The following is a 26,522-nucleotide window of genomic DNA, read 5'->3' as shown; positions in this document are numbered from 1 at the left end:
AACTGTCGTTGTAGAATCGAACGAATAGTCGGGGATTGCTGCTGCGAGAGGAGAGAACGTGGACGTCAAGGTCGATATCCCGACCCGGGTGCTGGTCGAAAGCATGATCCGGGAGGATGCGACGATCGACGCGGCCGAGCTCTACGCGGTGGCGAACGCTCTGGGCATGACCGATCAGCAAGTGCGCCTGCACATTCGGCGACTCGTCGCCGAGGGCCAGCTCGTGCAGGAAGGCCGCGGCCGTCGCGCGTCGCTGCGGGTCGACGCGGAGATCCGGGGCGCGATCGAGCCGAACGTCGAGTTCATCCGCTTCATGTACGACCAGGATCGTGGCGCCGCGCCCTGGGACGGGAACTGGCATCTGGTCGCGTTCGCCATTCCCGAGGTCGAGCGGCAGGCGCGGGACGCCATGCGCGATGGCATCGTCCACCTCGGCGGCGCGGCCATTCAAGGCGGGCTCTACGTCTCGCCGAATCCGTGGGAACCCTACATCGAGGCTTTGGCCGGCAAGCTGGGCGTCGGTGGTTACATGACCCGCCTCACCACCACGAATCTCCTTGTGGGCGAGCTCGATTCGCCGCGAGAGATCGCCGCCCGGCTGTGGCCGCTGGAGGAGATCGCCGCGCGCCACGACCGGCTGCTCGATGTCGCCAGGGCCCGGCTCGATCGACTCGCCGGTCCGCGGGAGCTGTCCCAACCGGAAATCCTCACCGTAGCCATCGAACTCGCCGCCGAGTTCACCAGAGCCACCGACCCCGACCCGCTACTGCCGCCGGAGTTGGTGCCGCAGCCGTGGCCCGGCGCGCACGCTCGCGCGGTGGTAGCCGAATGCTGGGCACAGCTGATGAGCGGGCAATCATTGCGGGACCGGCTGCGCATATTCCGGCTCTACGCCGAGGTCATCGGAGACGTGGTCGAGGACGCGGGCCGAGCGCCCGGCGGTGCGCAACCGTAGTCGTCTCCCACTGCTGGGCGACCAGCGACATCACCGCCAGGGCAACGGTCGCGAGCCCGAGTGCGAACCAGAACCTCACCCAGGTGGGTGGAATCGGCAGCAGTGCCACGGTTGCACCTCCGACCGCGAAAGTGCCGAGGCGAACCAGGCGTTCGCCTCGCACCTGCTCGTGCAGCCGGACCGAAGCCGGTATTCCCGACCGCCTCAGTCCCTGTGCGATCAGCTCACGCCAGCAGCGCAGCCTCAGTATCAGTGCGCCCAGCAGCGTGGCCAGCCCGAGCAGCTGCACCCAGTCCGGTACCGCCGCGGCGGCCGGGGTCGTGAAGGGCAGCGTCACCGAACCGATGACGATGCCGCCCCACGCTTCCCGTGCGACAAGCCTGCGGATCGGCTGCGACGGGCCGGGATCGTGTGCGCCGCAGGGATCTTCGAACCGACCGGCCGCGAGACGGGCACCCATATGTTCCTCCGTGGGGCGAGACCGAATGCGATCATGCTACATTCGTTCGTATTAAAGACGAGCGTTTGCATTCTGATCGAAGGAGGCGCCATGCGAGTTCTCGCACTGGGCGGGTCCGGGGCAATGGGAGCGGCGGCCGTCCGAGCTGCCGTCACCCTGCCCGCCGTGACCGAAGTCGTGGTGGCCGATCGCGACCTCGCCGCGGCGCACGCGCTGGCCGAGGCTTCGGCCGGACACGGTGCTGTAGTCCGCGCGCGCCGAGTGGACGTGACCGAGTCCGATGATCTGCGCGGCGCGCTGCGCGATGCCGACGTGGTGCTCAATACGGTCGGGCCGTATTACCGCTTCGGCTTGTCGATACTGGCGGCGGCGATCCGGACGCGGACGCACTATCTCGACATCTGTGACGACTGGGAGCCGACGGTGCGGATGCTCGAACTCGACGCCGCCGCCCGCGACGCCGGGGTGTGCGCGATCATCGGCATGGGCGCCAGCCCAGGGGTGAGCAACCTGCTCGCGGCCCGAGCCGCCCGCGACCTCGATCGCGTCGAAAACGCTTACACCGCATGGCCCGTCGACGTCCCCGAGGCGCTCGACGCCGCCGAAACACTGGGCGCGGGAGGCGAACCATCGGCTGCCGCGGTGCACTGGATGCAGCAGATCAGCGGCGCCATCACCGTCGTCCGCGACGGCCGCCTGACCGAGGAAGCGCCCTTGCGTGCGGTCACCTTGGCCTTACCCGGCCGGCGCCGCGGCACCGCCTACACCGTGGGGCACCCCGAACCGGTCACCCTGCACCGATCCCTCGCGCCCTCCGGGGACGCCGCGAACCTCATGGTCGTCACGCCGGGCACCGCGGCCTACCTGGATGTGCTGCGCACCGACATCGACAAGGGCAGACTCACCAACGAATCCGCGGCGAGGGAGCTGGCCGAACCCAGCTTGCGGCGGACGCTCCGAGCCATGCCACGCGCTACGACGTTAGGCTCCCACGGCACCTTGCCGCCGTTCTTCGCCGCGGTCACCGGCAGCGCAGGCGACGAACACCGCACGGTCCTCGCCCATCTCACCGACACCGCCGAAATCGCCCGATTCACCGCCGATATGGCCCGGTTCACCGGCGTCCCCCTGGCGCTGGGCTTGGCCCAGCTCCTCGACGCCACGGCACGCAGGCCGGGGGTCCATCCACCGGAAGCGATCATCGACCCCGACCGCTTCTTCACCGACCTCGGCATCCGCATCGGTCTGGAGCCTTCCCAGCATGTGGTCAGCGTCGAACAAGCGCCCAGCGCCGCCCTCGTCGACAACGGCAAACGCGACCGAAGGGTGCACCGTGGATGATCCGAGCCCCGCGTCCTCTGTGGCTGCCGAATACCGCCAACCCGAACGAACCGCCACTTAGACTAGGTCCATGACCGCCTTCACCGGGAAGGTCGTACTCATCACCGGCGGCGCGCGCGGCATCGGCGCTGAAGTCGCCCGGCGGCTGCGCGCGCAAGGTGCGTATTTAGTGCTCATCGATGTCGACCCGCCCCCGCTGCGGGAACTCGCAATGGAACTGGGCGGCGACGAATACGTTGTCGCGGTCCCAGCCGACGTGCGCGATCTCGCCGCGATCCAGGCCGCGGTCGCACAAGGGGTCGAGAGGTTCGGCGGCATCGATATCGTCGTGGCCAACGCGGGCATCGCCAGCTACGGGTCGGTCCTGGGGGTGGACCCCGCCGCCTTCCGGCGGGTGATCGATGTCAACCTCGTCGGTTGCTTCCACACCGTCCGCGCCGCCCTGCCCTCGGTCATCGAGCGTCGCGGGTACGTGCTGATCGTCTCCTCCCTCGCGGCCTACCTGGCGATGCCGGGGATGGCGGCCTACGACGCCACCAAGGCCGGGGTCGAGCACTTCGCGAACGCGCTGCGGCTCGAGGTCGCGCACCACGGCGTCGACGTCGGGTCCGCGCACATGTCGTGGATCGACACCCCGCTCGTGCAGGAGAGCTTCACCGACCTGCCCGCGGTCGCGCGAGGCCTCGCCGCACTGCCGGGCCCGATCCGAAAGACGACCTCGGTGCAGAAGTGCGGCGCCAAGTTCGAGCGGGGAATCGCGCGGCGCGCCAGGCGGATCAACGTGCCCGCTTGGGTCGGCATGCTGCGCTGGCTGCGGCCACTGCTCCAGACGCCGCTCGCCGAACGCGCGAGCGGCAAGACCACCCCGGCATGGCTGCCGGAGATGGACGCCGAGGTGGCCGGGCTCGGTCGTTCGTTCAGCGCCCGGACACAGGCACTCGGCGAAGACTAGGGACTGCGTCTGCCCTCACTGCACGGCTTGCTTCGAGCACTCTCGGGCAGGACGAGAACGACCACTCCGCGCGCTGAACTCACCTACCCAACCTAAGTGCGACCAACTCCGGCGACGCGGTCTTCCACGGCTGCACAGCGGACAGAGATCAGGCCAGGAGTACTCGAGGATGTCGGTGGAGGTCACTTGCAGGCCCAGCAGTGCGACACCGATGCGCATGAAGCAGAACTGCAATCCGCTGGACGCGCTGCGGTAGCGGGATGATGCTCGCCGCGACTGCGCCGCCGATGATCGCCGCCACGAGTGCCTCATCGCGGGGAGCCATCGCCCCAGTGTCGAGGCGGCAAGGACCGCGACGGCGCCAGCGCGAGCCCGGGCCCATACACGCCGACCCACGACGCGGTGCGCGGGCCGCGCGCCCGGATGCGGGTAGCCCCCGGGCGCGCGGTATCGGTAGCGGCTACTTCGCGGGCGGGTTGCCCCGGGCGCGCGTGCCCTGTCGGCTATTTCGCGGGTGGGGCGGGTTGTGCGGGGTCTTTGCAGGAGGGGAGTTCGGGTGGGCAGGGGGTGAGGATGGTGGAGAAGTATTGGATGGCGGAGAACAGGGTGATGGGTCCTCCGGCGAGGACGACTCCGGCCATGGTTCCGACCGCGCCGAGGGTGGCCATGCCGAGTACGCAGCCTGCGACGGTGGCGCCGACGAAGGGCAGCAGCAGTGCGATGACGGGGCTGGAGACGACGGCTCCGGCGGCGCCGCCGACCAGGCAGCCGATTCCGGCGCCGATGACCGCGCCGAGTACGGCGCTGACCGCGGCGCCGATGGCGGCGCGTTGGGCGAAGACGCCCAGTGCTTGGGCGTCGCGGGGGGTGAAGGATTCGGCGACCTGGGTGGCGGCTTGTTCGACGGTGACGATGTCGGTGGCGGCCACGGGTGTGACGGGTTGTCCGTGGTCGCGCGAGGGTGTCAGGGTCGCGGTGGTGCCGTCGATTTCGGCGGTGATGGGGTAGGCGGTGTCGTCGACTCGGTAGGTCAGCGGGATCGCGGCGACCGGCTTGTCGGTGTGGTCGAACAGCACGAGTTGCTGGTCGTCGTGGCGCAGCGTGCCACCACTGACCGCCACGACGGCGGAGTCCCCTTGCCGGGTGACTTCGTAGTGCACGCCACCGGGTTCCTCGCCGGTCGCGGGTGCGGCCTGCGCGGTCGCCGCCGCGACCGTCACGGCAGTGGCGGCCAGCGCCGCCGTCACTGCCGTTGTCCTCATCTTCATGGATTTCCTCATCTCCGTTGGTGAGTGTGGGTCAGGTTGGTGAATCGACTTGTGCGAGTTCACGTTTGAGGACCTTGCCGCTGGCGGTCATGGGCAGCGCGAACTGCTGGATTCGTCAGTGCGCCAAGGTGAGCGGGGCCGCGGTGGCCGCCCGGACGTGGTGCTCGGCGACACCGGGTGCGCATTCGCGCAGCACCAGGCCGGCGGGTGTGACGTCGATGACGGCGAGATTCGTGATGACGCGATGCACGACGCGCTCACCGGTGAGCGGAAGTGTGCAGCGGGGCACGATCTTCGACGCGCCGTTCTTGTCGGTGTGTTCCATGAGCACGAGGACGCGGCGGGCTCCGTGCACGAGATCCATGGCGCCGCCCATGCCTTTGACCATGTGCCCGGGCACCATCCAGTTCGCGAGGTCGCCGGTGGCCGAGACCTGCATGCCGCCGAGGACGGCGGTGTCGATGTGCCCGCCGCGGATCATGCCGAAACTGGTTGCGGAATCGAAGAACGAGGCGCCCGCGACGGTGGTCACGGTCTCCTTGCCCGCGTTGATCAGGTCGGCGTCGACCTCGTCCGGTGCCGGATAGGGGCCGGTGCCGAGGATTCCGTTCTCGGAATGCAGGGTGACGCGCACGTCCTCGGGCAGGTGGTTGGGGATCAGGGTCGGCAGGCCGATGCCCAGGTTGACGTATTCCCCGTCGCGCAGCTCCCGCGCGGCTCGGATGGCCATGTCGGTGCGGGTCCAGCCGAGACCGGTCGTTGCGGTCGTCATGTCAGTTCTCCTGGGCGACGGTGTACTTCTCGATCTGTTTGATCTGTGTCCCGGTGTGCACGATGCGATCGACGAAGATGCCGGGCAGGTGGATCTGCGCGGCGTCGAGATCGCCTGCGGGGACGAGATTTTCGACCTGTGCGATACAGATGCGACCGGCCGTGGCCGCCAGCGGATTGAAGTTGCGTGCCGACTTGTCGAACACCAGGTTGCCGTCGGTATCGCCGACGACCGCGTGCACCAGCGCGAAATCGGTCGCAATGGCTTCCTCGAGTACGAAGCGCCGGTGGCCCCAGCCGCCGCCGAAGGTGCGGACCTCCTTGGGTGGCGAGGCGATCAGCACCGCACCACCCGGACCGTAACGCCAGGGCAGCCCGCCTTCGGCGACGGGCGTACCGACCCCGGCAGGTGTGAAGAAGGCCGGGATTCCCGCTCCTCCCGCGCGCAGTTTCTCGGCGAGGGTGCCCTGCGGCGTCAGCTCGACCTCGAGCTCGCCTGCGAGGTATTGACGGGCGAATTCGCTGTTCTCGCCCACATAGGAGGCGGTGATGCGGCGAATTCGCTTGGCTGCGAGCAGGATTCCCAGGCCGTGCCCGTCCGTGCCGCAGTTGTTGGAGAACACCTCCAGATCGGTGGCGGCGCCCGCGGCGACAGCGGCGACGAGCGCGTCCGGGATGCCACACAATCCGAATCCCCCGACGGCCAGCGACGCGCCGGACGCGATATCGGCGACGGCGTCGGCCGCCGAATCGAAGATCTTGCTCATCGGCAGGCCTCTGCTCCGGTCGCCGTCCGGGCGGTCATGTCGAGCAGTTCTCGCAGGAGTTCCTCCGCACGCGGCCAGTAGCCGTACCCGGAGGCGGGATTGAGGTGGCCGACATCGCCGAGGTCGACCAGGCGGCTGCCCCATGCCTCGGCCATCGCCGCCGCGCGCCGGAACCCGGCGAGCGGGTCGGTGGTGCTGGCGGCCACGATGCTCGGGAACGGCAGCCGCCGCCATGGAATGGGAGTCCAGCCGTGCGTGTCGAGTTCTTCGATCGACGGATAGTCTTGCGGCAGGGGCGTTTCGAAGTCGGGTGGGGTGACCAGCAGTGCTCCCCGCACCGGCCCGCCCGCCTGCTGGGCCCAGTGCACGGTGGTCATGACGCCCGCGCTGTGTGCGACGAGCACCGCGGGGCCGTCGATGCCGCCGAGCACGGCATCGAGTGCGGCGACCTGCGCCGTCCGGCTGAGCCGGTTGTGTTCCAGCGCCGGTACCGTGCGCACCCGATCGAGCCGGTCGGCGAGCAGGGTCTGCCAATGCTCGGCCACGTGGTCGCGCATGCCGGGCACGATGACGACAGTGGGTTCGATGATGCTGCTCATGGTGTTGCGGCGCATCCTTTCGAGAACTGTTATGAGGCGGCGGGATTCAGTGCAGCGAGCTTCCGCAACCCGGACGGGTAGCAGCGCTTGCCGAGAATCAGCGCCGCGATGGCGACGAGGTAGGTCAGCGGCGCCAGCCGCAGCGCCCCGCTGAGTCCGATGTGGTCGGCGAGCACGCCGACGACGAACGGGCCGAGGGCCAGGCCGAGCAGGCTGTTGGCCAGGGTGAGCGTCCCGAAGGCCGAGGCGCGCACGGAGGAGTGGGTGAGACTGGCGACCATGGCCGCGGCAGGCCCGGACGATCCGCCGGAGAAGAATGCCCCGATGCCGATCAGAACCAGTTGCGACGCACCGTTGTCCAGGCCGAAGCCGACGGTCAGGCACAGGAGCGAGACCAGGCAGAACACGATCGCGGTCGTCCATTTGCGGGACATATCGGCGCGGCCGGCGCGGTCGGTGATCATCCCGCAGACGACCATGCCCACGCCGACGAGAAGCACGAATATCGAGGCGAATGCGCCCGCTTTGTCCGGCGCCAGATCGTAGTAGCGATGGAAGAAACTCGGCATCCACGACAGCAGCACCGCGGCGGTGAAGATCTGCAAGGCGCTGCCGAGGTAGGCGCAGAGCACCGCCGGGTTCGTGAACAGCGTCGAGACCGGCGCGCGAAACCCGCCACCGTCCTCGCGCCTCGCCGGTGCCGGGTCGGTGGCGTGCCGAGCCAGCTTCGCGTCGCTGATGACGGTGCGGAAGAGCACGGCCAGGATCAGGCCGAATACGGCCATGGCGGCGAAGGCCCACCGCCAGCCGAACTGGACGGCGATGACGCCACCGGCGGCGACGCCGAGGACCGAACCGAATGAGCCGCCCGCCATGAACGCCCCGCTCAGCGCGGCGTGCACGTGGGGCGCGAAGACGCTGAGCACCACCGCGATGCCGACGCTGCCGTAGGCGGCCTCACCGACCCCGACCAGGAACCGAGCGCCGAGCATCTGTTCGTAACCGGTGGCGGTCGCGCACACCAGGGTGGCTGCGCTCCAGAGGACTGCCATCAGAACCAGGCTGCGTACCCGGCCCCACCGATCGGCCAGCAGCGAGAGCGGCAGCGTCAGCAGACCGACCATGAGCGCCACGATGCTGCTCAGCGAGGCCAGCTTCGAATCCGACAGTGCCCATTCGATTTTCAGGAAGGGGAAGACCGCGCTGAGGACCTGTCGTGACATGTAGTCGGCCAGCAGCAGACCGAACGCCAGGGCGAAGACGACCCACGGAAAAATCCGGCGGATTGTCGGCGTGCGGGTGGCCGCCATGGCCGGGACGGCGGCGGGCGAGCCGCCCGTCCCGGTGGCGGTAGTGTGCAACTCCATTGGTGCTCCTACGAATCCGGTGCGCGAGACGGTGTGCGCGCACCGGAGCTGTGAAAGGAATCGAGGGCGCGAGGCCTACCGCGCCGGGGCCCGCGAGGCCCACCGGGCCGGGGCCCAGGGCGGGCGATGCCCGTCGTGGCATCGCCCGGAGTGCTCAGGCGTGGTGGGTGAATCCGAGTTGGCCGGGCTTACGGTTGGGAGCGAATCCGATCTTGGCCAGGGTTTCGTCGGCGTCGGCGTAGCGCTCGTCGAGCCGGTAGATCTCGCGCGCCTCCTTGCCGGTGGCGACCGCACGGCCCAGCTCGCCCGCGACGCGGACCAGCTGCTCGACCTGTTGCACCGAGGTCATCTTCTCGCCCTTGCGGCCCCACAGGGTGTCCTCGTTGCCGCAGCGCGCGTGCAGTCCCATGGCGATGGCCATGGTGTTGACCGGCAGGCAGCTCCGCATGAGCGTCTCGAGGGTCAAGACGGCGCCGTCGGGGACGCGGCGGATGAACTCCATCATGTTGTAGGGGTTCGGCCCGTCGAAGCCGCCCCCGATGCCGACCCAGGTCACCATGAGCGGCCCCGTGTACACGCCGCGGCGGATCAACCGTTCCACCGTCTCCAGCTGCGCAATGTTGGCCAGCTGGAAGTGCGGCTGAATCCCATTGGCCTGCAGTCGCTTCAGATGTTCCTCGACCCAAGCCGGTCCGGCGGGGACAACCATCTCCCGGTACGCCTCGTATACCTCCGGCCGCGTGAACGACGTGCCCGCGATGTCGTCGTCGGTCATCAGCTCGACGATGTTCATCTGGTTGGTGTTGATGGCGATGGTGACCTGATCCGGTTTCGGGTCGAGTTCGGCGAGCAGGTGCCGGGCGTCATCGGAAAGCCACTTGGCGTCCGCGCCTTCGCCTTCCGGAGCGAAGGAGATGGAGCCACCGACCTGCAGGATCATGTCCGGCACCGCTTCGCGCAGGCGGCCGAGCAGCTCGTTGAACTTCGACAGCCGCTTGGAGCCCTTGCCGTCGAGTTCACGCACATGGATGTGCAGCACCGTGGCCCCTGCGTCGTAGCAGTCCACCGCGGCCTGGACGTGCTCGTCCATGGTCAGCGGCAGGTCCTCGCGAAAGTCGTCGAGTTCCCACTCGGGGCCGTAGGGGGCGGCGGTGATGACCAGCTTCTCCTGGTTCTCCGGGAACAGCGAGTCGTCGTGGAAATACATGAGAGTGCTCCGTTCGGATTCGAATCATGGTGGGGGAGAGGGAGTTCAGAACGTCGCGTCGCCGACGATCCCGGCGCGCTCCATCTTCCGGACCGCGGGCCAGTAATCCTGGACCGCGTAGTGCTGGGTGGATCGGTTGTCCCAGATGGCGAAGCTGTTCTCGGTCCACCGCCACCGCACTTGGTATTCGGGGATGGTGGCCTGCCGCATCAGGTAGTGCAGCAGCTCGGCGGCTCCGGGGGCGTAGTCGGCGCCGAAGCGCACGTTCTCCGGGGTGTGGAAGTTGACCAGGTGCGTCGTGAAGGAGTTGACGAACAGGATCTGCTCGCCGGTCTCGGGGTGGGTGCGCACCACCGGGTGCTCGGCATCGGGGAACCGTCGCGCGAGTTCGCGGCGCTCGTCCTCGGGCATGGCGGCGCCGAAGCTGGCCTCGATGCTGTGCCGCGCTCGCAAGCCCTGGATGCGTTCTTTCACCTGCTCGGGCAGTCGCCGGTAGGCCTCGGCCATGTTCACCCAGATCGTGTCGCCGCCGACGGGGGGCGTCTCGACGCAGCGCAGTACGCAGCCCATCGGCGGGTTCTCCCGCCAGGTGGCATCACAGTGGTAGGCGTTCTCGTAGTGCTCCGGAGGACTGTCGAGGTCTTTGTAGATGCGGACGAGGCCGGGATGGTCCGGGTCGCTGCCCGCGACCGGATGGTCCTCGAGATCGCCGAAACGTCTTGCGAGAGCGACATGATCGGCGCGGCTGATGTCCTGATCGCGCACGAACAGCACCTTGTATTCGAGCAGGAGGGCGTGCAGCTCGGCGAACAGCGCGTCGTCGTGCGCTGCCCTCGACAGGTCCACCTCGTCCAGCTCCGCTCCGATCGTGCAGGTCAACGGCCTGACGCCGATCGACGTGGGAGTCTTCGAATCCCTCGGCGGGGTGATAGTTGTCATGTCGAGTCCTTCGTTGATGCGGGAATCCGGCTCGGGGGCCGGGCGGGTCAGAGAACGAAGACCGAGGAGCCGATGCTGCTCCCCGACTCCAGATCGTGGTGCGCCGCGGCGGCCTCGGAGAGGGCGTGGCGCTGATTGATGTCGATGCGGATGCGGCCCGCGGCGACGTGGTCGAACAGTTCGCCCGCCAGCGCGGCCCGCTCGGCGGGGTCGGCAATGTAGTCCGCCAACGCGGGCCGGGTGACGAAGAGCGAGCCCTTGACCGCCAATTCCATGGCGTCGATGGGCGGTACCGGACCCGAGGCGGTGCCGAAACACACCAGCAGGCCGCGGCGGGCCAGCGAGTCCAGCGAGGACCGGTAGGTGGTCTTGCCGATGCTGTCGTACACCACCGGAACACCTGTCCCGCTGGTTATTTCGCGCACCCGGGCCGCCACATCCTCGCGGGTGTAGATGATTACGTGATCGCAGCCGTGCGCCTTGGCGGTCTCGGCCTTCTCCTCGCTCGACACCGTTCCGATCACGGTGACGCCCAGCAGTTTCGCCCATTGGGTGAAGAGCAGGCCGACGCCGCCCGCGGCCGCGTGCAGGAGGACGGTGTCGCCTGCGCGCAGGGGATGGATGCGGCGCAGGAGGTAGGCCGCGGTCAGGCCGCGCATGGTCATGGCTGCTGCGGTCTCGAACGCGATCTCCTCCGGCAGCGCGATGAGATGTTCCGCGCCCATGACCCGTTCGGTGCTGTATGCGCCCAACGGGCTACCGGTGTAGGTGACGCGGTCGCCCGTCCGGAACCCGGTGACGCCCGGCCCGACGGCCTCGATCACGCCCGCCGCCTCCACGCCCATACCCGCGGGCAGTGCCGCCGGATACAGGCCGGTGCGGAAGTAGGTGTCGGCGAAATTGAGCCCGACCGCCTCGTGCCGGATGCGGACTTCGCCGGGTCCCGGCTCGCCGACTTCGGCGTCTTCCCAGCGCAGGACCTCCGGGCCACCGGTCTCGTAGAAGCGAACAGCTTGTGCCACAGTGCATCTCCTTCTAGCCGTACACCGGCCCGGGGGCCGGTCGGCGGTCATGGCTGACGGATGGGTCCGGTGATCCGCCGTGCCGTGCCGTGCCCGCGAGCGGGCGTCGAAGGCTGCCGGACCACTTAGTGCGAGATGTCGGCGGAAGACCGTGCCGGGTGCGCTCACCGATCACGGTGTCTTCCTTATGTCACCGACCAACTCGCTGTGATGTAACCCACCGTAAGCCAGATCGCGCGGCAATGCTTATCATTGTGGGACGGGAATCTATTCATCTCGGGACACGGCAGGAGGATGAGTGAAGTCCCTCGCGCGCTACGCCGCATTGAACGGCTATGTGGAACTCGGAAGGTCTCTCGGTCTCGATCCGGTCCGTCTGGTCCGCGACGCCGGCCTGGATCCGGCCAGCCTGAGCCTGCAAGACCGCTGGGTTCCCGCCGCCGCGATCGCAGGCCTGCTCGAACGCTCCGCGCTCGAAGCGCGCTGCGAGGACTTCGGGCTCCGGCTCGCCGAGCGCCGCCGCTTCGCCAATCTCGGCCCGCTGAGTCTGGTCCTCCGGGAAGAGCCGGACGTCCGCAGCGCGCTGCGCGTCATGTCCCGGCACGAGCACATGTACAACGAGGCCCTGCACACCCGTCTGACCGAACGCAACGGCATCGCCACCCTCCGCCTCACGCTGGATACCGGGGAGCCCGGTGCGACTCGCCAAGCCATCGAACTAGCCGTCGGCGTGCTGCACGGGGTCCTGCGCGAATTCCTCGGAACCGGCTGGCAGCCTGTGGAAGTCCGGTTCACCCACCCCGCGCCGCAAGATCTCCGCGACCATCACCGCATCCTCGGGCCGAATGTGACATTCGAGCAGGAGTTCAATGGAATAGTCACTTACACAACAGATCTCGACACGAACAACGCGATGTCGGATCCGCAGCTGCGAGCCTACGCCCAGCAGTTTCTCGATGCCGCCCGCGCCGACCATGCGGCAACCACATCGACATCGGACCGGGTGCGCGAACTCATCGAGCTCCTGCTACCCACCGGGCGCTGTTCGATCGAACAGGTTGCGCGCAGTCTCGGCGTCGACCGTCGCACCGTCCATCGGCAACTGGCCGCGGAGGGGCAGACCTTCACCTCCCTGCTCGATGCCACACGCACCGAGCTGGCGCAGCACCTCGTGGCGCATCGCCGCCACTCGCTGACCGAAATTGCCCAATTGCTCGCATTCTCCTCGCAGAGCAACTTCTCACGCTGGTTCCGCAGCAGACACGGCTGCAGCCCCAAGCAGTGGCGCGATGGCCGTTCCCGGTCCGCGACGTAAGCGGCCGGGTCGAACACCGAATATTGACGCCGCTAACATCTAGGGTAATGTAAGCGATGTGTACATCGTCGGCGATCGAAAGGGAATCACATGTATGCGGTGACGCTCGACGGCTTCGGTGAACCGGAGGTCATGAAGTGGGCCCAGGTGGATGACCTGCCTGCTCCCGGCCCGGGGGAGGTGGCCATCGAGGTGGTGGCCGCGGGGGTGAATCGCGCCGATGTCATGCAGCGATACGGTCTCTACCCACCGCCGCCGGGAGCCAGCGAGATTCTCGGTCTGGAGGTTTCCGGTGTCGTCGCCGAGGTCGGCGCCGGTGTGCGGGAGTGGGCGCCCGGTGATGCGGTGTGCGCGCTGTTGTCCGGCGGCGGCTACGCCGAGCGGGTGAACGTGCCCGCCACCCAGGTGCTGCCGGTACCCGACGGGGTGAGCCTGACTGCCGCGGCGGCATTGCCCGAAGCGGCCGCCACCGTCTGGTCGAATCTGGTGATGACCGCGGGGCTGAGCAGTGGGCAGGTCCTGCTGATCCACGGCGGTGGAAGCGGGATCGGCACGCACGCGATTCAGGTGGGCCGGGCGCTGGGCGCTCGCGTCGCGGTGACCGCGGGATCGCGGTTCAAGCTGGAGCGCTGCCGGGAGCTGGGGGCGAACACGCTGATCAACTACCGCGAAGAGGACTTCGTCTCCGTCATGACCACCGAGTATCCCGGTGCGGACGTCATTCTCGACATCATGGGCGCGGGCTACCTGCAGAGGAATGTGGAAGCCCTCGCCGAGGACGGCGACCTGACGATCATCGGACTGCAGGACGGGGCCGTCGCCGAGGTGAATCTCGGTGTGCTGCTGGGCAAACGGGGCTCGATCCACGTGACCAACCTGCGCCGCCGTCCCGAGCGCGGGCCGGGCTCCAAGGCCGACATCATCGCGGAGCTACGCACACAGCTGTGGCCGTTGATCTCCGAGGGAACCATCGCGCCGGTCGTCGCCGCCGAGGTTCCGATCGCCGATGTCGCCGAGGCCCACCCGCTGCTGGACTCCGCCGAGACCATCGGCAAGGTGCTGCTCACCGTTCGCGAGCCCTGACGCGGCCCTCTGTGACCCCCTCACCGCTTCCGACGGCCGAGTGACCGGCGAGACCCGCAAGCTTGCGGGCTCCGAGGACTTCCTCGATCGCTTCGGGTGTGAGCAAGCCGAGTTCGATCGCGATGTCGGCGACGGATTGGCCGGTGTGCAGTGCTTGTTTGGCGATGCGGGCGCTGGCCGCGTATCCGATGTAGGGGGTCAGTGCTGTGACGATGCCGACGGAGCGCCGAACGCCCTGCTCGAGATGGTCGCGATTGGGGGTGATGCCCGCGACGCACTTGGTCGCCAAGGTGTCGACCGCGGCGGTCAGATGTGTGGTGGTGCGCAGCATGCTGTAGGCGATGATCGGTTCGAACGCGTTGAGTTGGAGCTGCCCGGCCTCAGCGGCCATGGTCACGGTCAGGTCGTTGCCGATGGCCTCGAAAGCGACCTGATTGACGATCTCCGGAATGACCGGATTGACCTTTCCCGGCATGATCGATGACCCGGCCTGGACCGGCGGCAGATTGATCTCGCCGAAACCCGTTGTGGGGCCGGACGACATCAACCGGAGGTCGTTGCACGTTTTGGAGAGCTTGACCGCGACCCGCTTGAGAATGCCGGAGACCTGAACGAAGGCGCCGCAATCCTGCGTGGCCTCGATCAGATTGGCCGCTGGCGTGATCCGTTCGCCGGTGAGCTCGGCCAAGTGCGCACAGGCCAGCGCGGGGTAGCTCGGATGGCCGTTGATTCCGGTGCCGATCGCGGTGCCACCGAGGTTGCTCTCGCACAGCAGGGCGATGCCTTCCTCGAGCCGGTCGCAGTCCTCGCCGACCATCACCGCGAAGGTGCCGAATTCCTGTCCGAGCGTCATGGGCACAGCGTCCTGCAGCTGGGTGCGGCCCATTTTGATGACGTCGGCGAATTCCTCCGCCTTGGCGTCGAACGCGTCCGCGAGGCGGCGCAGTGCGGCGACGAGTTCCCTGATGTGCCGCACGAAGGCGATGCGAACTGCGGTCGGGTACACGTCGTTGGTGGATTGGCCGAGGTTGACGTGGTCGAGCGGATCCAGTTCGGGGTAGCTCCCGCGGTCGTAGCCGAGCAACTCCAGCGCTCGGTTGGCGATGACTTCGTTGGCGTTCATGTTCGTCGAGGTACCCGCGCCGCCCTGGATCGGGTCGATCGGAAACTGGTCGTGCAGCGCGCCGCCCCTGATCTCGTCGCAGGCCGATTCGATCGCGTCGGCGCGGCGAGCGTCGAGGATGCCGAGTGCTCGGTTGGCGCGACAGGCCGCCTGCTTGACCGCGGCGAGAGCGGCGACGAGCGCGGGGTACCGCCCGATGCTGTCGCCGGTGATGGCGAAATTGTCCAGCGCGCGTGCGGTGTGGATACCCCAGTAGGCCTCGCCTGGCACGGTGCGGGTGCCGAGCGAGTCTCGTTCGGTTCGGGTGCTGTCGGTCATCATCGGCTCCGGACGGTCAGGGCGTCCTCGCGGACAGTTGCTGGAAGCGGCGTGGTCGTCGCGGGATTCGACAGCTCGCCGAGCATGTTGGTCGTCATCCAGTCCCGCAGCTGCTCGCCGGAGAACCCGAGATCGACGAGGTAGGCCAGCTTGGCGAGCGCCGCCTCTCTGGTCATATCGCCTCCGCTGATCACACCCGCGTCGAGTAGGGCCCGTCCGGGCAGGTATCGCGCGAGATCGACCGAACCGCTGTCACACTGGGTGATCACGACGACCGGGGTTCCGCGCCGAGTCGCCGTCCGGATCGTCTCGACGACTTCGGCTCCGTGCGGCATCGTGCCGGAGCCATAGCATTCGAGGACGATGCCGCCCGGATACTGCCGAATCGCGGCCATGAGCAAGTCGGCGTGCAGGCCGGGAAAGACAGTGAGCAGGCCCACCGGGAGGCGGGTAGCCGTGCTGTTTCCTCGCGGGAGGAGTGCGGGAGGGGACAAGGGTGGGGTGAGTTCCCGGATGGTGGCGAAGCCGTCGTAGTCGTCGCAGGCGCGTTTGCGGGCCCGCACAGCGGGATGCAAAGACGAGCCGAACGCGATGTAGGTCCCCGGGCCCGGTTGGGTCGCAATCGAATCCAGTGCCAGACACAGGTTGTGTTGCGCGTCGCTGCCGGGGTGGCCGAGGGGTATCTGAGCGCCGGTGAACACCACGGAGACATCGAGATCGCGCAGTTCGAACGCTACGCGGGCGCCGACATAGGCCATGGTGTCGGTGCCGTGAATGACGATGACACCATCCGGGCGCTCCGGCTCGGTGCTGTCTCGCACCCACTCGGCTATCCGGAAGGCCGTGTCCGGGTCGGCGTCGGCGCTGTCGATGACGCGGTCGAATTCGGCGTACCGGAACTCGACCGCTCGGCCCATCGCCTTGTCGTATCGGGTGATGGCGTCCGCGATCTCGGCACCGATTCCCGAACGCGGTCCCATGCCCGCGCCCCGATCGGCCATGCCGAAAGTGCCGCCGGTGTAGAGGACGTCGACCCGCAATGCCGCGTGGGAACGTGCAGTTCCGCGAGTGATCATGCGCCGGGTGCTCCCTCGGGGGTCGCGTCAGGACGGTCCGTCGAGGCGAGCACATCCGGATCCAGCCGCCCCCTGATCCGGAACCATCCCGCGACCATGGCCGCGACGACGACGGCGAACACCACAAGGGTGATCCGCCCGATCTCGTCGTCGAAGAACATCAGTGCGACGACGCCGGCCAGGAAGCCGAGAGTCAGGATGTTGAGCACCGGCGCGAACGGGAGCTGGAAGGCGGGGCGACGGTACTCGCCGAGCTGGGACTTCCGCACGAAGATCCAGTGACAGATCATGATCGAAGCCCAGGTTCCGACGATGCCGAGCCCGGCGAGGTTCAGCACGATCTCGAATGCCTTCTGAGGCACGAGGAGGTTCAGCACCACACCGGCGATGCCGACCGAACTGGTGATCAGGATTCCGCCGTACGGAACGCCATGGCGATTCATCCGCGCGGCGAAGCGTGGCGCCGCCCCGGACACGGCCATCGACCGCAGGGTGCGACCGGTCGCGTACAGACCGGCGTTCAGGCTCGACATCGCGGCGGTGAGCACGACCAGGTTCATGACGTCGCCCGCGTGCGGGATCCCGATCGAGCTCATCACGGTGACGAACGGGCTCTCGCTGGGGGAGTACGCCGTCCACGGCAGCAACAGCGTGAACAGGACCACCGAGCCGGCGTAGAACAGGATGATCCGCCACATGATGGAGTTGACCGCCTTCGGAACCACGGCACCGGGGTTGTCGGATTCGCCCGCGGCGACGCCGATCATCTCCGTCCCGCCGAACGCGAACACGACGCCGAGCGCGATGGTGAGCATCGGAGCCAGACCGTTGGGGAAGAAGCCGCCGTTGTCGGCGATCGTCGAGAAGCCGGGGACGTTCCCGTCGACCGGAGTGCCGGTGACGATGAACACCACGGCCAGCAGCATGAAGGCGACGATGGTGCCGACCTTGACCAGCGCGAACCAGAACTCCAGCTCGCCGAACAGGCGTACCGACACGACATTGAGTCCGACGACGACCGCAAGCGCGATCAGCGCGAGGACCCACTGCGGTATCGGTACGAACAGCGACCAGAAATGCGCATAGAGCGCCACGGCGGTGATGTCGGCGACCAGGGTGGTCGACCAATTCAGGAAGTACAGCCAGCCGACCGTATACGCCCCGCGCTCGCCGAGGAATTCGCGGGCGTAGGAGACGAACGCTCCGGACGAGGGCCGGTACATGACCAGCTCGCCGAGTGCACGCACGACCATGAACGTGAAGACGCCGCACACGATGTAGACGATGGCCAGCGACGGCCCGGCGAGCGCCATACGACCGCTGGCCCCGAGGAACAACCCGGTGCCGATGGAACCGCCGATCGCGATCATCTGCATATGGCGCTTGCGTAGCTGTTTCTGATAGCCGACATCGCCGATGTCGAGCTTCGCTGCTGGTGTTTTGGTGGCTGGCCGGGCCGACAGTCCGTCGTGATGCGTCATGAAACCTTCCTTGGGCCGAATCCAGCCTGCGGGCAGCGCGCTGCTCTACCCCGAACGTCAAGCAGGTATAGCTGCCATGCGGTCAGGCTGTAAGACAGGTTGACCGTAATGCAGGTCACATCGGCTGTCAACGCGCATGCCGACACGAAACCCGCCGGACCGAGCGTTTTGACGCCCCATCGGCAGATCTCCATACTTGGTCACGTGACAGTCGAAGAAGGCCGGGTGCAGCGCATCGGTGCAACGGAAGCGGTCTTTCGTCGGCTGAAGGGCCTGATCCAGAGCGGCGAATACGCGGTAGGCGACCGCTTGCCCGCCGAGCTCGCCTTGGCCCAACAGTTCGGCGTCAGCCGTCCGGTGGTCCGTGAGGCGCTACATGCCTGCGCGACCTTGGGTCTCACCGAAACTCTCACGGGCCGAGGCACTTTCGTCGTCTCCAAGAAGGAGAGCCCGCAACTGACGTTCGCCGGTGTCGACGCGGGAGACCTGATCGAGGCTCGCCAGCTGATCGAGATCCCTACCGCGGGGTTCGCGGCTCGGCGCCACACGGCGGACCAACTGCGGCGCCTTTTCGAGTTGCTCGACAAACTCGCCGCAGCCACCGACACGCGCGAGTGGGTCCGCTACGACGGCGAGTTGCACACCGCCATCGCGGCGGCCAGCGGAAACAAAATGCTGACCGCGGTGGTGGCCGATACCCGCCATGCGCTGGACCCGCAGTCGGAATTCCTCAATCTGACCCAAGACCGCCGCGCCGATTCCGATCGGGAACACGAGGCCATCGTCCGGGCCATCGAAGCGGGCTCGCCCGAGGCCGCCGAGCAAGCGATGGCGGAACATCTGGAGCGGGTGGCGGAGACGATCGCCCGCATCGGCGGGTAACCGCCGCCTGCGCTGGCCGCAGACCCCTCGGAACCGTCGCTCGTCACGCGTGTGGGCATTGTCAGGGCTGCCGTCGAAATCAGTGGCTCAGGGAGCCAACCTCTTCAGAGGAAGACGCGAGCGATCTCCAGCCACTTCTGTGCGTCCTCGCCGACCGCGGTGAGGTCGGTCTCGGCTCGGGGCCTGCGTTGGGTGACTCGAAGGCAGAAGTCGAGGGCACTGCCCTGGACCCGTTGCTCCGCATCTTCTGGGCCCCATACCCAGCTTCCGCCGTCGGGACCGGTCAGCTCGACACGGAAAGGCTCTGTCGGAGTAGGCAATTGGGCAGCGTAGAACGACAGCTCTCGCCCTACGACTCCCAAGGAAGCCACATGCCGGAGCCGACCCGTCGGACGGCGGGAGACACCCAGTGCGTCGAAAACGTCCTGCCCGTGAGCCCATGTTTCCATCAGTCGAAGCGGCACCATGAGCGCGGCGGTCAATTGCGAGCTGTACCACGGAAACCCATGGTCCAGTGGAATGTCTCGCAGCGCCGCCGCTACCTCGGCTCGACCAGCGCGCCATTGTTCCAGCAGCGCAGATCGTGGTTTGGCGGCTCCCGCGGCGGCGTCGAGATCGGCGTATCGGCTGCCTGCGGCTTCCGCCTGCTTCAGCACGGCGTCGAACGCCTCCGGGGTCCGTATGGCGATGAGAACGTTCGCATCAGCCGCAGCAAGATGAGCGATCTGGTGGGCGATCGTCCACCCCACTGCCGGCGTGGCCTTGGACCAGTCGGCCTCGGCTGATACCAGGGCGTCGAGCTCATCTCCTTCGGCCACCAGATCGGGCAGAGCGAGATCGCGCTCCACATCGGACATGTCGAGGCCGTAATCCAACATCCAGTATCACCTTCACGCGCATGGTCGAACATGACCATCACCAAGGTAGACGCCGACCGTGCCGCACAGCAGATACATTCCGGAAAGACCGATGAGCGTGCGATTGCCGTCATATGACTCCGCTTGCGCCGCACTGACCGAAACGCGATGGCACCGCGGCCGAGGCCAGCCAGTCTCAGCACTCGAGGGGTTCCGTCGAGGCAGCGGACGTACCCGACACGTGTTCGGCGAGGCAGGTGTTTCGTCCGGTTCGGGCGAAGTCTCCGTTATCGGAACCGGTGGTGGAAAGCCCCCTTACGCACCGGCATTCGGGCCGTCCGGATCGGCGGAACACGTCCTAGCTGCATGGTTGCGGATGTGCGGAGGGTAGGCGGACACAGGTTGCAGCAGAGGGAACGCAATATTGCGTTTTCTGTTGTGTTCTTGCATCTGTAAGAGCATGATCCAGCTAGCCTAGGTGTGAACAACCGATCCGATGAGCGGGATTTACCGAATCGAGAGCCAATGATGTTGGTATATAGAGCGTTGGTGTCGGGTGAATCAGGGGTGTGGCGATGAGCGAACGCAGTGAGCGAATCATGTGCCAGCGCGCATCGCGCATGCCGGAGCCGAGCGTCAGCGAGGCGAAGGCATGAGCGCGCCGACGGTGGGGGTGCTGCCGACGGCTCCGCAAATTCTGTGTGCGTTTCAGGGACGGCGCTTCCAAGACCGTGAGTTGCTGCGGTCCGCGCACGCGCTCGCCGAGTTGCACGCTCGGCGCGCGGAGGTGCGTAACGCCCACCTGATCGCCGAAATAGATTGTCGACGTAGCGAACTCGTCGACGACATCAACGACTGGATCGCGCAGGAGGTGCCGCAGCACCGCAACGGCGCCTCGCTGCACACCGAGAGCCTGGGTGCCGTGGTGGACCGTATGGCGCGCAGCTGGGTGAACGCGAACCAGGCCATCGATGTCGACGGGCCGCGCAGTGACAACACCCATAAACGCTGGTACCACTTGGCCGAACTCGTCGACGGCTACACTGATCTGGTAACCGACGTGGCCGGAGGCCGCCGTCGACTGCCAGAGCAGTAGCTGCTCGCGGCGGGCAACGGGCTACCGCGCCACCGCCACGACGGCGACGTCCCGGGTGGAATGTCATCCGACCAATGCGTCCACCCGGATGTGAACGTCGCCGCATGTAGTGACGGCGGGCGCAACGGGGCGCCCCGCCCGGCGTGCCGCGTGGTCGACTGGCGCGGCACGCCCGCTGGTTGCCCGTGATCCGGGTGAGAGTTCGGTAAGTGAGAGTTCAGCAGGGTTGCGCGGCTGCTTGCCGCCGCTCCCGCCGCCGACGGCGATAGCGGCGAATCCGGCTCGCCAGCAGCATGATCGAGGTCAGGCCGATCAGCAGGAACGCTCCCGCCACGATCGCCGCGGCCACCGGATGGAAGATCGCGAGCGTGATGACGCCCGCGACGCAGAGATCCTCCAGGGTGCTGGTCACGATATTGCTGGCCGGCTCCGGCGAGGTATTGATCGCCATCCGCAGCCCGGCCTTCACGAGGTGACTGACCAGCGCGGCGGTGCCGCCCACCGCCGCCGCGGCCAGCTGCGGCAGCGACTCGTCGGAACCCGCGATGAGCGCCGCCACCACGGCCCCGGCGGCCGGGCGCACCACGGTGTGCAGTGTGTCCCAGAACGTATCGAGGTAGGGGATCTTGTCGGCCACCGCCTCGACGAGGAACAGCACCGCCGCCGCGATCAGCACGTCGGTGCGTTGCAGGCCCTCCGGCACCTCGGCGGAAAGTCCTGTGACGCCGAACAACCCGAAGAGCAGCACCACGGCATAGGCGTTGATACCGCTGGCCCAGCCCGCGGTGAAGATCAAGGGGAGCAGGGACACCCTGTGATCCTATGCGGCGGCACGCGTCTGCCTCGAGCTCAGCACCTGTGGCGCCTTTATCGCAGCGCCGCACGGCCTTTCAGCCTGCCGAGCAGCACCAGTGCCACCAGGGTGACCACCACCAGCAGCGTGGTGCCCGCCGCCGCGTCGAACACGTCCCCTCGATCGGTCTGACCGAAGATGGTGACCGGCAGCGTCCGCCAGGTGGCCGGGTAGACCATGATGGTCGCGCCCAGCTCGCCCATCGACAGCGCGATCGCGAGCCCCGCCGCCGCTCCGAGTGCGGGCAGCAGCAACGGCAGCGTTACCTGGCAGAGCACCCGGACCGGTCCCGCGCCAAGGGATTCGGCGGCCTGACGATATGCCGGATCGAGTCGGTCAAGTGCAGCCGACACCGCGCTGAAGGCATAGGCGAGCACCAGCACCGCGTGCGCCACGATGACGATCCACTTGGAACCGCCCATCAGCAGCGGCCGCTCGTTGAAGGCGATCAGCATGCCGAGACCGATGGCAACCGAGGGCACCGCCACGGGCAGGTGGAACATCACGTCGGTCAACCTGCGACACCACGCGGGCGCCTCCCGAGCCGCCAGCGCGGCCCAGGTGCCGACGACCAAGGCGAAGGCGCCCGCCAGCAGCGCGGTCTGCAAGCTCACCGACAGGCTCGCCGCCTCCTCGCCCGAGAGCGCCTGCCGGAAGTTGGCGAGGCCGAGATCCGAAGGGAGCGGACCGGTCCAGCTACCGGCCAGCGACGCGGCGACGACGGTGGCGATCGGAGCGACGAACACGATCGTGACCACCAGACCGAACACCGTCAGCAGCACCGCCCGGCCGGTTCGCGTCCACACCAGCATGGTCACTGTCCTTTCCGCGCCGTCACGCGCGCGAAGACGAAACGGTAGGCGGCGTACAGCGTGAGCGACAGGGCCACCTGCACCGATGCGAGCACCGCCGCGCCCGGTAGGTCGAAGGTGACGATGCCACGCGTGTAGATCAGCGCGGGCAGCGTCAGAACCCCCTTGGCGCCGGTGAACAGCACGATGCCGAACTCGTTGAGCGTCAACAAGAGAACGAGGCTGCCTCCCGCGGCCATGGCGGGCCAGGCTTCCGGCAGGACGATCTGGCGCAGCACCCGCCACGGCGAGGCGCCGAGGCTGGCCGCCACGTCGAGCTGTTCGCGGGGTAGCTGGGCGAAGGCGGCGAGCAGCGGCCGCACCACGAACGGCGTGAAAAAGCTGATCTCCGCGGCGATCACGCCGAGCGGGGTGTTGAGGAAGTTCAACAGGGGAGTGTCGCGTCCGGTGAGTTCGGCGATCAGCGCGTTGACCGCGCCCGCGGTGCCGTAGAGGAAGGTGAACGCGAGCGTCACGAGGAACGACGGCAGGGTGAGCACGGTGTCGATCAGCCTGCCGACCACCGCCGAGCCCGGAAACGGGACGAACGCCAGCACTATGGCGAGGAAGGCGCCGAGTACCAGGCACCCCGCTGTCGAGGCGAGTGCGATGGAAACGGTGCGCCACAGCGCGTTTCGGAACGACTCCGAACTCAGCACCGAGGACCACACCTCGGTCCCGCGCCCGTCCGAGGTGACCGTCGACTCGGTGAGCACCCGCAGGATCGGGTATACGGCGACGAGGAGAACAAGGAGCATCGGAGGCAGCGTCCACAGCACTGCGCGCCACCGCCGCCGCGTAGCGTCCGTTGGCGGGGGCTCGGCGCTGTCCACCGGACGTTCGAGGAGCATCGCGCTCATGCTCGTTCCTCCCGCTGGCGGTCGTTCGCTCCGGAGGAGACCGCGCGGCCCCGCGCTCCCGCATCGCCGGAAAGTGCTGTGACGAACGACGATTCGACACCGACCGGCCGTGGGACGAGCACGCCCGCCGGATCGGGGAACCGGACGCCGACCACCGAGCCCGGCGCGGCCGCCGCATGTCCGGGTACGTCCACCGCGAGCGGATCCGGCAATCCGTCCACGCTGACCTCGAGCCGCGTCGACGCCCCGCGCCACACGCTCGCGATCACGCTGCCGCGCAACGCGTTGCGCTCCGTGGTCGATGTGAGCGTGACCGTGTGCGGCCGGATACACAGCAGCGCGGGCGAATCCGGGTCCCACGCGAGCTTGCCGATGCCGGGCTCCGGCGCATGGGCGCGCAGGGTGTGCGAGCCCGCGGTGACCAGCGCGGAACCACCGGATACACGATTCACCGTGCACGGCACCAGGTTCGCCCCGCCGAGGAAGGCGGCGGTGAAATCGCTGGGCGGCCGCTGCCAGAGGTTTTCGGCGGTGTCGACGTCGACGAGCCGGGCATCGCGCATGACGGCGATCCGGTCGGCGAGGGCCAGCGCCTCGGCCTGATCGTGCGTGATGTACAGCATCGCGGTGTCCGGCAACGCCTCCCGCAGCTGTCGCAATTCGCCGAGCATGGACTGGCGCAGCTGAGCGTCGAGCGCCGCGAGCGGCTCGTCGAGCAGCAGCACCTTGGGCCGGATGGCCAGCGCCCTGGCGATGGCGACGCGCTGTTGCTGGCCGCCGGACAACTCACGCGGCAGCCGCTTGGCGTAGTCGGCCATGCCCACCATCGTCAGCGCCTCGATCACCCGTTCGGCAATGTCCTTGCGCGGCACGCGATGCGCCTTCAGCCCGAAGGCCACGTTGCCGTGCACGGTCATGTGCGGGAACAGCGCGTAGGACTGCACCACCACGCCGATGCCGCGCTTGGCCGGGGACAGATGCGTGACGTCGCGCCCGGCCAGCCGGACCGCGCCCGAGGTCGGCCGGACGAATCCGGCCAGCGCTTTGAGCGCGGTCGACTTGCCGGAGCCGCTCGGCCCGAGCAGCGCGACGGTCTCGCCCGCGGCGATGCGCAAGGTGAAATCGGCCAGGGCGACGGTGGTCTTGCGGCCCGTGCCGTACCGGACGCCGACGCGGTCGAACACGATGGCGGGTACGTCGTCGGTCGCGGTCCGCGAAGTCCTGGTGGCGGTGGACGATTCGGTGAGCGTGTCGCCGGGGGTCATGTCAGCCTCCGATGGCTTTCTCGTAGGCGGCTACGTCGTCGTTCAGGTCGGCGAGGACCCTGGTCCAGTCGGGGCGCACGATCTGGACGCCCTGCAACAGCGCGGTGGGGTTCGGGCCGGAGCCGGTGGCGGGCGCGTCGGCCAGGTCGGTGCGGGCCGAGACGGCGAACGCGTCCGGGCCGAGCGTCTGCTGCACCTCCTTGCTGAGCAGGTAGTCCATCAGCCTCTTGGCGGCCTCGCTGTGCTGGGCGCCTTTGGCCAAGCCCATGAAGTAGGGCAACGCGACGGTGTGCCTGACGCCGTCGGCCGAGGCCGGGAAGAAGATGCCGAACTTCGAGCCCTTCGAGGTGATCGACTCCATGTTCATCTGGATGTCGCCGTTCGCGATCAGCAGCTCGCCCTTGTCGACCTTGGGCTGGAGCTTGCCGGTGGAGGCGGACGGCCCGACGTTGTTGACCTGCAACCGCTTCAGGTACTCCAGCGCGCCGTCTTTGCCGCGCAGCTGTTGCAGCAGGATCAGCACGGCGGTGCCGTCACCGGCCTGGCCCGGTGTCGAATATTGCAACTTGCCTTTGTATTCCGGCCTCAGTAGGTCGTCCCAGGTGAGCTTCGAGGCATCGACGGAGTCGTTCGCGATGAAGTTCAGATAGTTGCCCGCGAGACTGACGAATCTGCCGTCCGTGTCCTTCTCGGCGGCGGGATAGGCCGAGGTGTCCACGCCCAGCGGCTGTAAAAGCCCTGCGGCGTCTGCCTTCTGGATGAACGGCGGCAGCGTGACCACCACGTCGGCCTGCGGGTTGGACTGCTCTTTTTCGAGGCGGTTGACCACCTCGCCGGAGCCCGCCGCGACGACGTTCACCGCGATGCCGGTCTCGGACCGGAACTTCTCGAAGTGAGTCTTGTACCAGGCGTCGAGGCCGTCGGCGGAGTAGACGGTGACCGTCTGCCCGTCGGAGCCGCCGGAACCCGTGCCGCCGCAGGCCGCCGTCACGGCGACCGCGGTGGCGGTGACGACCAGCAGAGCGGTCCTGGACAGGACCCTGGACAGGCGCGTGGGGGAAGTACGCACGGTGAGAGCAACTTTCGCTTGGTGGTGTCGATGGTCGGAGGGGCGGGGGTCAGTGGCGCTCGGCGCGGATCAGCTCGGCGAACTCGGCCACCGAGGGCACCACGTGGGTGGCGCCCGCGGCGCGCAGCCGCGGTTCGTCGTGTGCGCCGGTCGACACGCCCGCGACGATGCGGGCGCCCGCGGCACGGCCGGTGGCGATATCGCTGGTGGTGTCACCGAGCACGGCGACGCGATCGACGGCATCGATGCGCAGGCGCAGCACTGCGGCGAGCACCAGGTCGGGGTAGGGGCGGCCGCGACCGGCGTCGGAGGGCGCCAGCGTGAGATCGGCGATGCCGTGCCAGCCGAGAGCGTGCAGCAGCCGATCCTGGGTGTCGCGGCTGAAACCCGTGGTCAGCGCCACCCGCACGCCCGCATCCCGCAGCGCCGAGATGGCCTCGGCCGCACCGGGAATCGGTGTGACACCGACCTCGTCGATCATGGCGTCGTAGGCGGACTCGAAGGCGCGATTGGCGGTCTGCACGCGGTCCTCGTCGCCGAGCAGCGCCCGGAACACGGCGATCTTGGACTGGCCCATGGTGTCCAGCACGTACCGGCGGGCTCGTTCTCGCTGCGGCCCTTCGGCCTCCAGGCCCGCGGCAGTCGCAGCCGCTTCGAATGCGCGCAGCACCAGGCCGCCGTCGGCGACGGTGGTCCCCGCCATGTCGAGCACGGCGAGCTGGATCGTGTTGTCCGGCATCATGTC

At 67.9% G+C, this 26,522-nt stretch carries 26 protein-coding genes; 7 read left to right on the top strand and 19 right to left on the bottom strand.

Going from position 1 to position 26,522, the window contains the following annotated elements; all coding sequences use genetic code 11:
* Window positions 1-58 precede the first annotated feature (58 nt).
* Window positions 59-955: a DNA-binding transcriptional regulator gene (locus NL1_RS19300; protein WP_067841269.1), complete on the top strand. Its 897-nt coding sequence runs from the start codon at window positions 59-61 to the stop codon at window positions 953-955.
* Here the strand turns inward: NL1_RS19300 and NL1_RS19295 are convergent.
* Window positions 900-1,415, bottom strand: coding sequence for a hypothetical protein (locus tag NL1_RS19295; RefSeq protein WP_067841267.1), 516 nt, complete (start codon window positions 1,413-1,415; stop codon window positions 900-902). The two genes, NL1_RS19300 and NL1_RS19295, sit on opposite strands and share 56 nt — an antisense overlap.
* 90 nt (window positions 1,416-1,505) lie before the next feature.
* Between NL1_RS19295 and NL1_RS19290 the strand changes: the two genes are divergently transcribed.
* On the top strand, window positions 1,506-2,756 hold the full coding sequence (locus NL1_RS19290) for a saccharopine dehydrogenase family protein (protein ID WP_084510753.1): 1,251 nt from the start codon (window positions 1,506-1,508) through the stop codon (window positions 2,754-2,756).
* 70 nt (window positions 2,757-2,826) lie between these two features.
* Entirely contained in the window at window positions 2,827-3,708 is an 882-nt protein-coding gene (locus tag NL1_RS19285; RefSeq protein WP_067841263.1) for an SDR family oxidoreductase, read from the top strand.
* Between the two features lie 503 nt (window positions 3,709-4,211).
* Here NL1_RS19285 and NL1_RS19280 read toward each other — a convergent pair.
* From NL1_RS19280 to NL1_RS19245, 8 genes are all read right to left on the bottom strand, one after another.
* Complete coding sequence (locus NL1_RS19280) at window positions 4,212-4,970, bottom strand: DUF8020 domain-containing protein (RefSeq protein WP_156094941.1); 759 nt, start codon at window positions 4,968-4,970, stop codon at window positions 4,212-4,214.
* A 121-nt stretch (window positions 4,971-5,091) separates the two neighbouring features.
* Window positions 5,092-5,748, bottom strand: a complete 657-nt coding sequence (locus NL1_RS19275) for a CoA transferase subunit B (RefSeq protein WP_067841260.1) — start codon at window positions 5,746-5,748, stop codon at window positions 5,092-5,094.
* A gap of 1 nt (window position 5,749) precedes the next feature.
* Window positions 5,750-6,514, bottom strand: a complete 765-nt coding sequence (locus tag NL1_RS19270) for a CoA transferase subunit A (protein WP_067841258.1) — start codon at window positions 6,512-6,514, stop codon at window positions 5,750-5,752.
* A complete protein-coding gene (locus tag NL1_RS19265) occupies window positions 6,511-7,113 on the bottom strand; it encodes an RBBP9/YdeN family alpha/beta hydrolase (protein WP_067841326.1) in 603 nt (200 codons plus the stop codon). Before NL1_RS19265 ends, NL1_RS19270 begins: the two co-directional genes overlap by 4 nt.
* A 29-nt stretch (window positions 7,114-7,142) precedes the next feature.
* On the bottom strand, window positions 7,143-8,423 hold the full coding sequence (locus tag NL1_RS19260; RefSeq protein WP_067841324.1) for an MFS transporter: 1,281 nt from the start codon (window positions 8,421-8,423) through the stop codon (window positions 7,143-7,145).
* A gap of 211 nt (window positions 8,424-8,634) precedes the next feature.
* The gene (locus NL1_RS19255; protein ID WP_067841256.1) at window positions 8,635-9,687 is read right to left on the bottom strand and encodes a beta-keto acid cleavage family enzyme; all 1,053 of its coding nucleotides are present in this window, start codon (window positions 9,685-9,687) and stop codon (window positions 8,635-8,637) included.
* A gap of 45 nt (window positions 9,688-9,732) precedes the next feature.
* Entirely contained in the window at window positions 9,733-10,626 is an 894-nt protein-coding gene (locus NL1_RS19250; RefSeq protein WP_067841254.1) for a TauD/TfdA dioxygenase family protein, read from the bottom strand.
* 47 nt (window positions 10,627-10,673) lie between these two features.
* The gene (locus NL1_RS19245; RefSeq protein ID WP_067841252.1) at window positions 10,674-11,648 is read right to left on the bottom strand and encodes a quinone oxidoreductase family protein; all 975 of its coding nucleotides are present in this window, start codon (window positions 11,646-11,648) and stop codon (window positions 10,674-10,676) included.
* 298 nt (window positions 11,649-11,946) lie between these two features.
* On the opposite strand from NL1_RS19245, the gene NL1_RS19240 reads away from it, so the two are divergent.
* Window positions 11,947-12,963 carry an AraC family transcriptional regulator gene (locus tag NL1_RS19240; RefSeq protein ID WP_067841250.1) on the top strand — a complete coding sequence of 339 codons (1,017 nt, stop codon included), beginning with the start codon at window positions 11,947-11,949 and terminating at the stop codon, window positions 12,961-12,963.
* A gap of 90 nt (window positions 12,964-13,053) precedes the next feature.
* The gene (locus NL1_RS19235; protein WP_067841248.1) at window positions 13,054-14,046 is read left to right on the top strand and encodes an NAD(P)H-quinone oxidoreductase; all 993 of its coding nucleotides are present in this window, start codon (window positions 13,054-13,056) and stop codon (window positions 14,044-14,046) included.
* Here NL1_RS19235 and NL1_RS19230 read toward each other — a convergent pair.
* The 3 genes from NL1_RS19230 to NL1_RS19220 are packed head-to-tail and all read right to left on the bottom strand — an operon-like array spanning window position 14,027 to window position 18,044.
* Window positions 14,027-15,487: an aspartate ammonia-lyase gene (locus tag NL1_RS19230; protein ID WP_067841247.1), complete on the bottom strand. Its 1,461-nt coding sequence runs from the start codon at window positions 15,485-15,487 to the stop codon at window positions 14,027-14,029. The genes NL1_RS19235 and NL1_RS19230 overlap by 20 nt on opposite strands.
* Window positions 15,487-16,563 (bottom strand): asparaginase domain-containing protein, encoded by a 1,077-nt coding sequence (locus NL1_RS19225; RefSeq protein WP_067841245.1) that lies wholly within the window; start codon window positions 16,561-16,563, stop codon window positions 15,487-15,489. The genes NL1_RS19230 and NL1_RS19225 overlap by 1 nt, the downstream gene beginning before the upstream one ends.
* On the bottom strand, window positions 16,560-18,044 hold the full coding sequence (locus NL1_RS19220; RefSeq protein ID WP_067841243.1) for an amino acid permease: 1,485 nt from the start codon (window positions 18,042-18,044) through the stop codon (window positions 16,560-16,562). The genes NL1_RS19225 and NL1_RS19220 overlap by 4 nt, the downstream gene beginning before the upstream one ends.
* A gap of 204 nt (window positions 18,045-18,248) precedes the next feature.
* On the opposite strand from NL1_RS19220, the gene NL1_RS19215 reads away from it, so the two are divergent.
* A complete protein-coding gene (locus NL1_RS19215) occupies window positions 18,249-18,926 on the top strand; it encodes a FadR/GntR family transcriptional regulator (RefSeq protein ID WP_218024451.1) in 678 nt (225 codons plus the stop codon).
* Window positions 18,927-19,030: 104 nt separating this feature from the next.
* Here the strand turns inward: NL1_RS19215 and NL1_RS19210 are convergent, their stop codons facing one another.
* A complete protein-coding gene (locus tag NL1_RS19210; protein ID WP_067841241.1) occupies window positions 19,031-19,804 on the bottom strand; it encodes a TIGR03084 family metal-binding protein in 774 nt (257 codons plus the stop codon).
* Window positions 19,805-20,519: 715 nt separating this feature from the next.
* Here NL1_RS19210 and NL1_RS19205 point away from each other — a divergent pair.
* A complete protein-coding gene (locus NL1_RS19205; RefSeq protein WP_067841320.1) occupies window positions 20,520-20,879 on the top strand; it encodes a DUF4254 domain-containing protein in 360 nt (119 codons plus the stop codon).
* 217 nt (window positions 20,880-21,096) lie between these two features.
* On the opposite strand, the gene NL1_RS19200 is transcribed toward NL1_RS19205, so the two are convergent.
* The 6 genes from NL1_RS19200 to NL1_RS19175 are packed head-to-tail and all read right to left on the bottom strand — an operon-like array spanning window position 21,097 to window position 26,516.
* Entirely contained in the window at window positions 21,097-21,690 is a 594-nt protein-coding gene (locus NL1_RS19200) for a DUF4126 domain-containing protein (protein ID WP_067841239.1), read from the bottom strand.
* 56 nt (window positions 21,691-21,746) lie between these two features.
* The gene (locus tag NL1_RS19195; RefSeq protein WP_067841318.1) at window positions 21,747-22,544 is read right to left on the bottom strand and encodes an ABC transporter permease; all 798 of its coding nucleotides are present in this window, start codon (window positions 22,542-22,544) and stop codon (window positions 21,747-21,749) included.
* Between the two features lie 2 nt (window positions 22,545-22,546).
* On the bottom strand, window positions 22,547-23,443 hold the full coding sequence (locus NL1_RS19190) for a 2-aminoethylphosphonate ABC transporter permease subunit (RefSeq protein WP_067841237.1): 897 nt from the start codon (window positions 23,441-23,443) through the stop codon (window positions 22,547-22,549).
* Window positions 23,440-24,708, bottom strand: a complete 1,269-nt coding sequence (locus NL1_RS19185; RefSeq protein WP_084510749.1) for an ABC transporter ATP-binding protein — start codon at window positions 24,706-24,708, stop codon at window positions 23,440-23,442. Before NL1_RS19185 ends, NL1_RS19190 begins: the two co-directional genes overlap by 4 nt.
* Window position 24,709: 1 nt before the next feature.
* Window positions 24,710-25,777, bottom strand: coding sequence for a 2-aminoethylphosphonate ABC transporter substrate-binding protein (locus NL1_RS19180; RefSeq protein ID WP_174553435.1), 1,068 nt, complete (start codon window positions 25,775-25,777; stop codon window positions 24,710-24,712).
* A gap of 49 nt (window positions 25,778-25,826) precedes the next feature.
* The gene (locus NL1_RS19175; RefSeq protein ID WP_067841315.1) at window positions 25,827-26,516 is read right to left on the bottom strand and encodes a phosphonatase-like hydrolase; all 690 of its coding nucleotides are present in this window, start codon (window positions 26,514-26,516) and stop codon (window positions 25,827-25,829) included.
* Window positions 26,517-26,522: the final 6 nt, after the last annotated feature.

It is taken from the genome of Nocardia lijiangensis NBRC 108240, from assembly GCF_001613045.1.
Classification (GTDB): Bacteria; Actinomycetota; Actinomycetes; order Mycobacteriales; family Mycobacteriaceae; genus Nocardia; species Nocardia lijiangensis.
The sequence above is the reverse complement of the archived record's forward strand: the minus strand, read 5'-3'. Positions and strand labels throughout refer to the sequence as shown.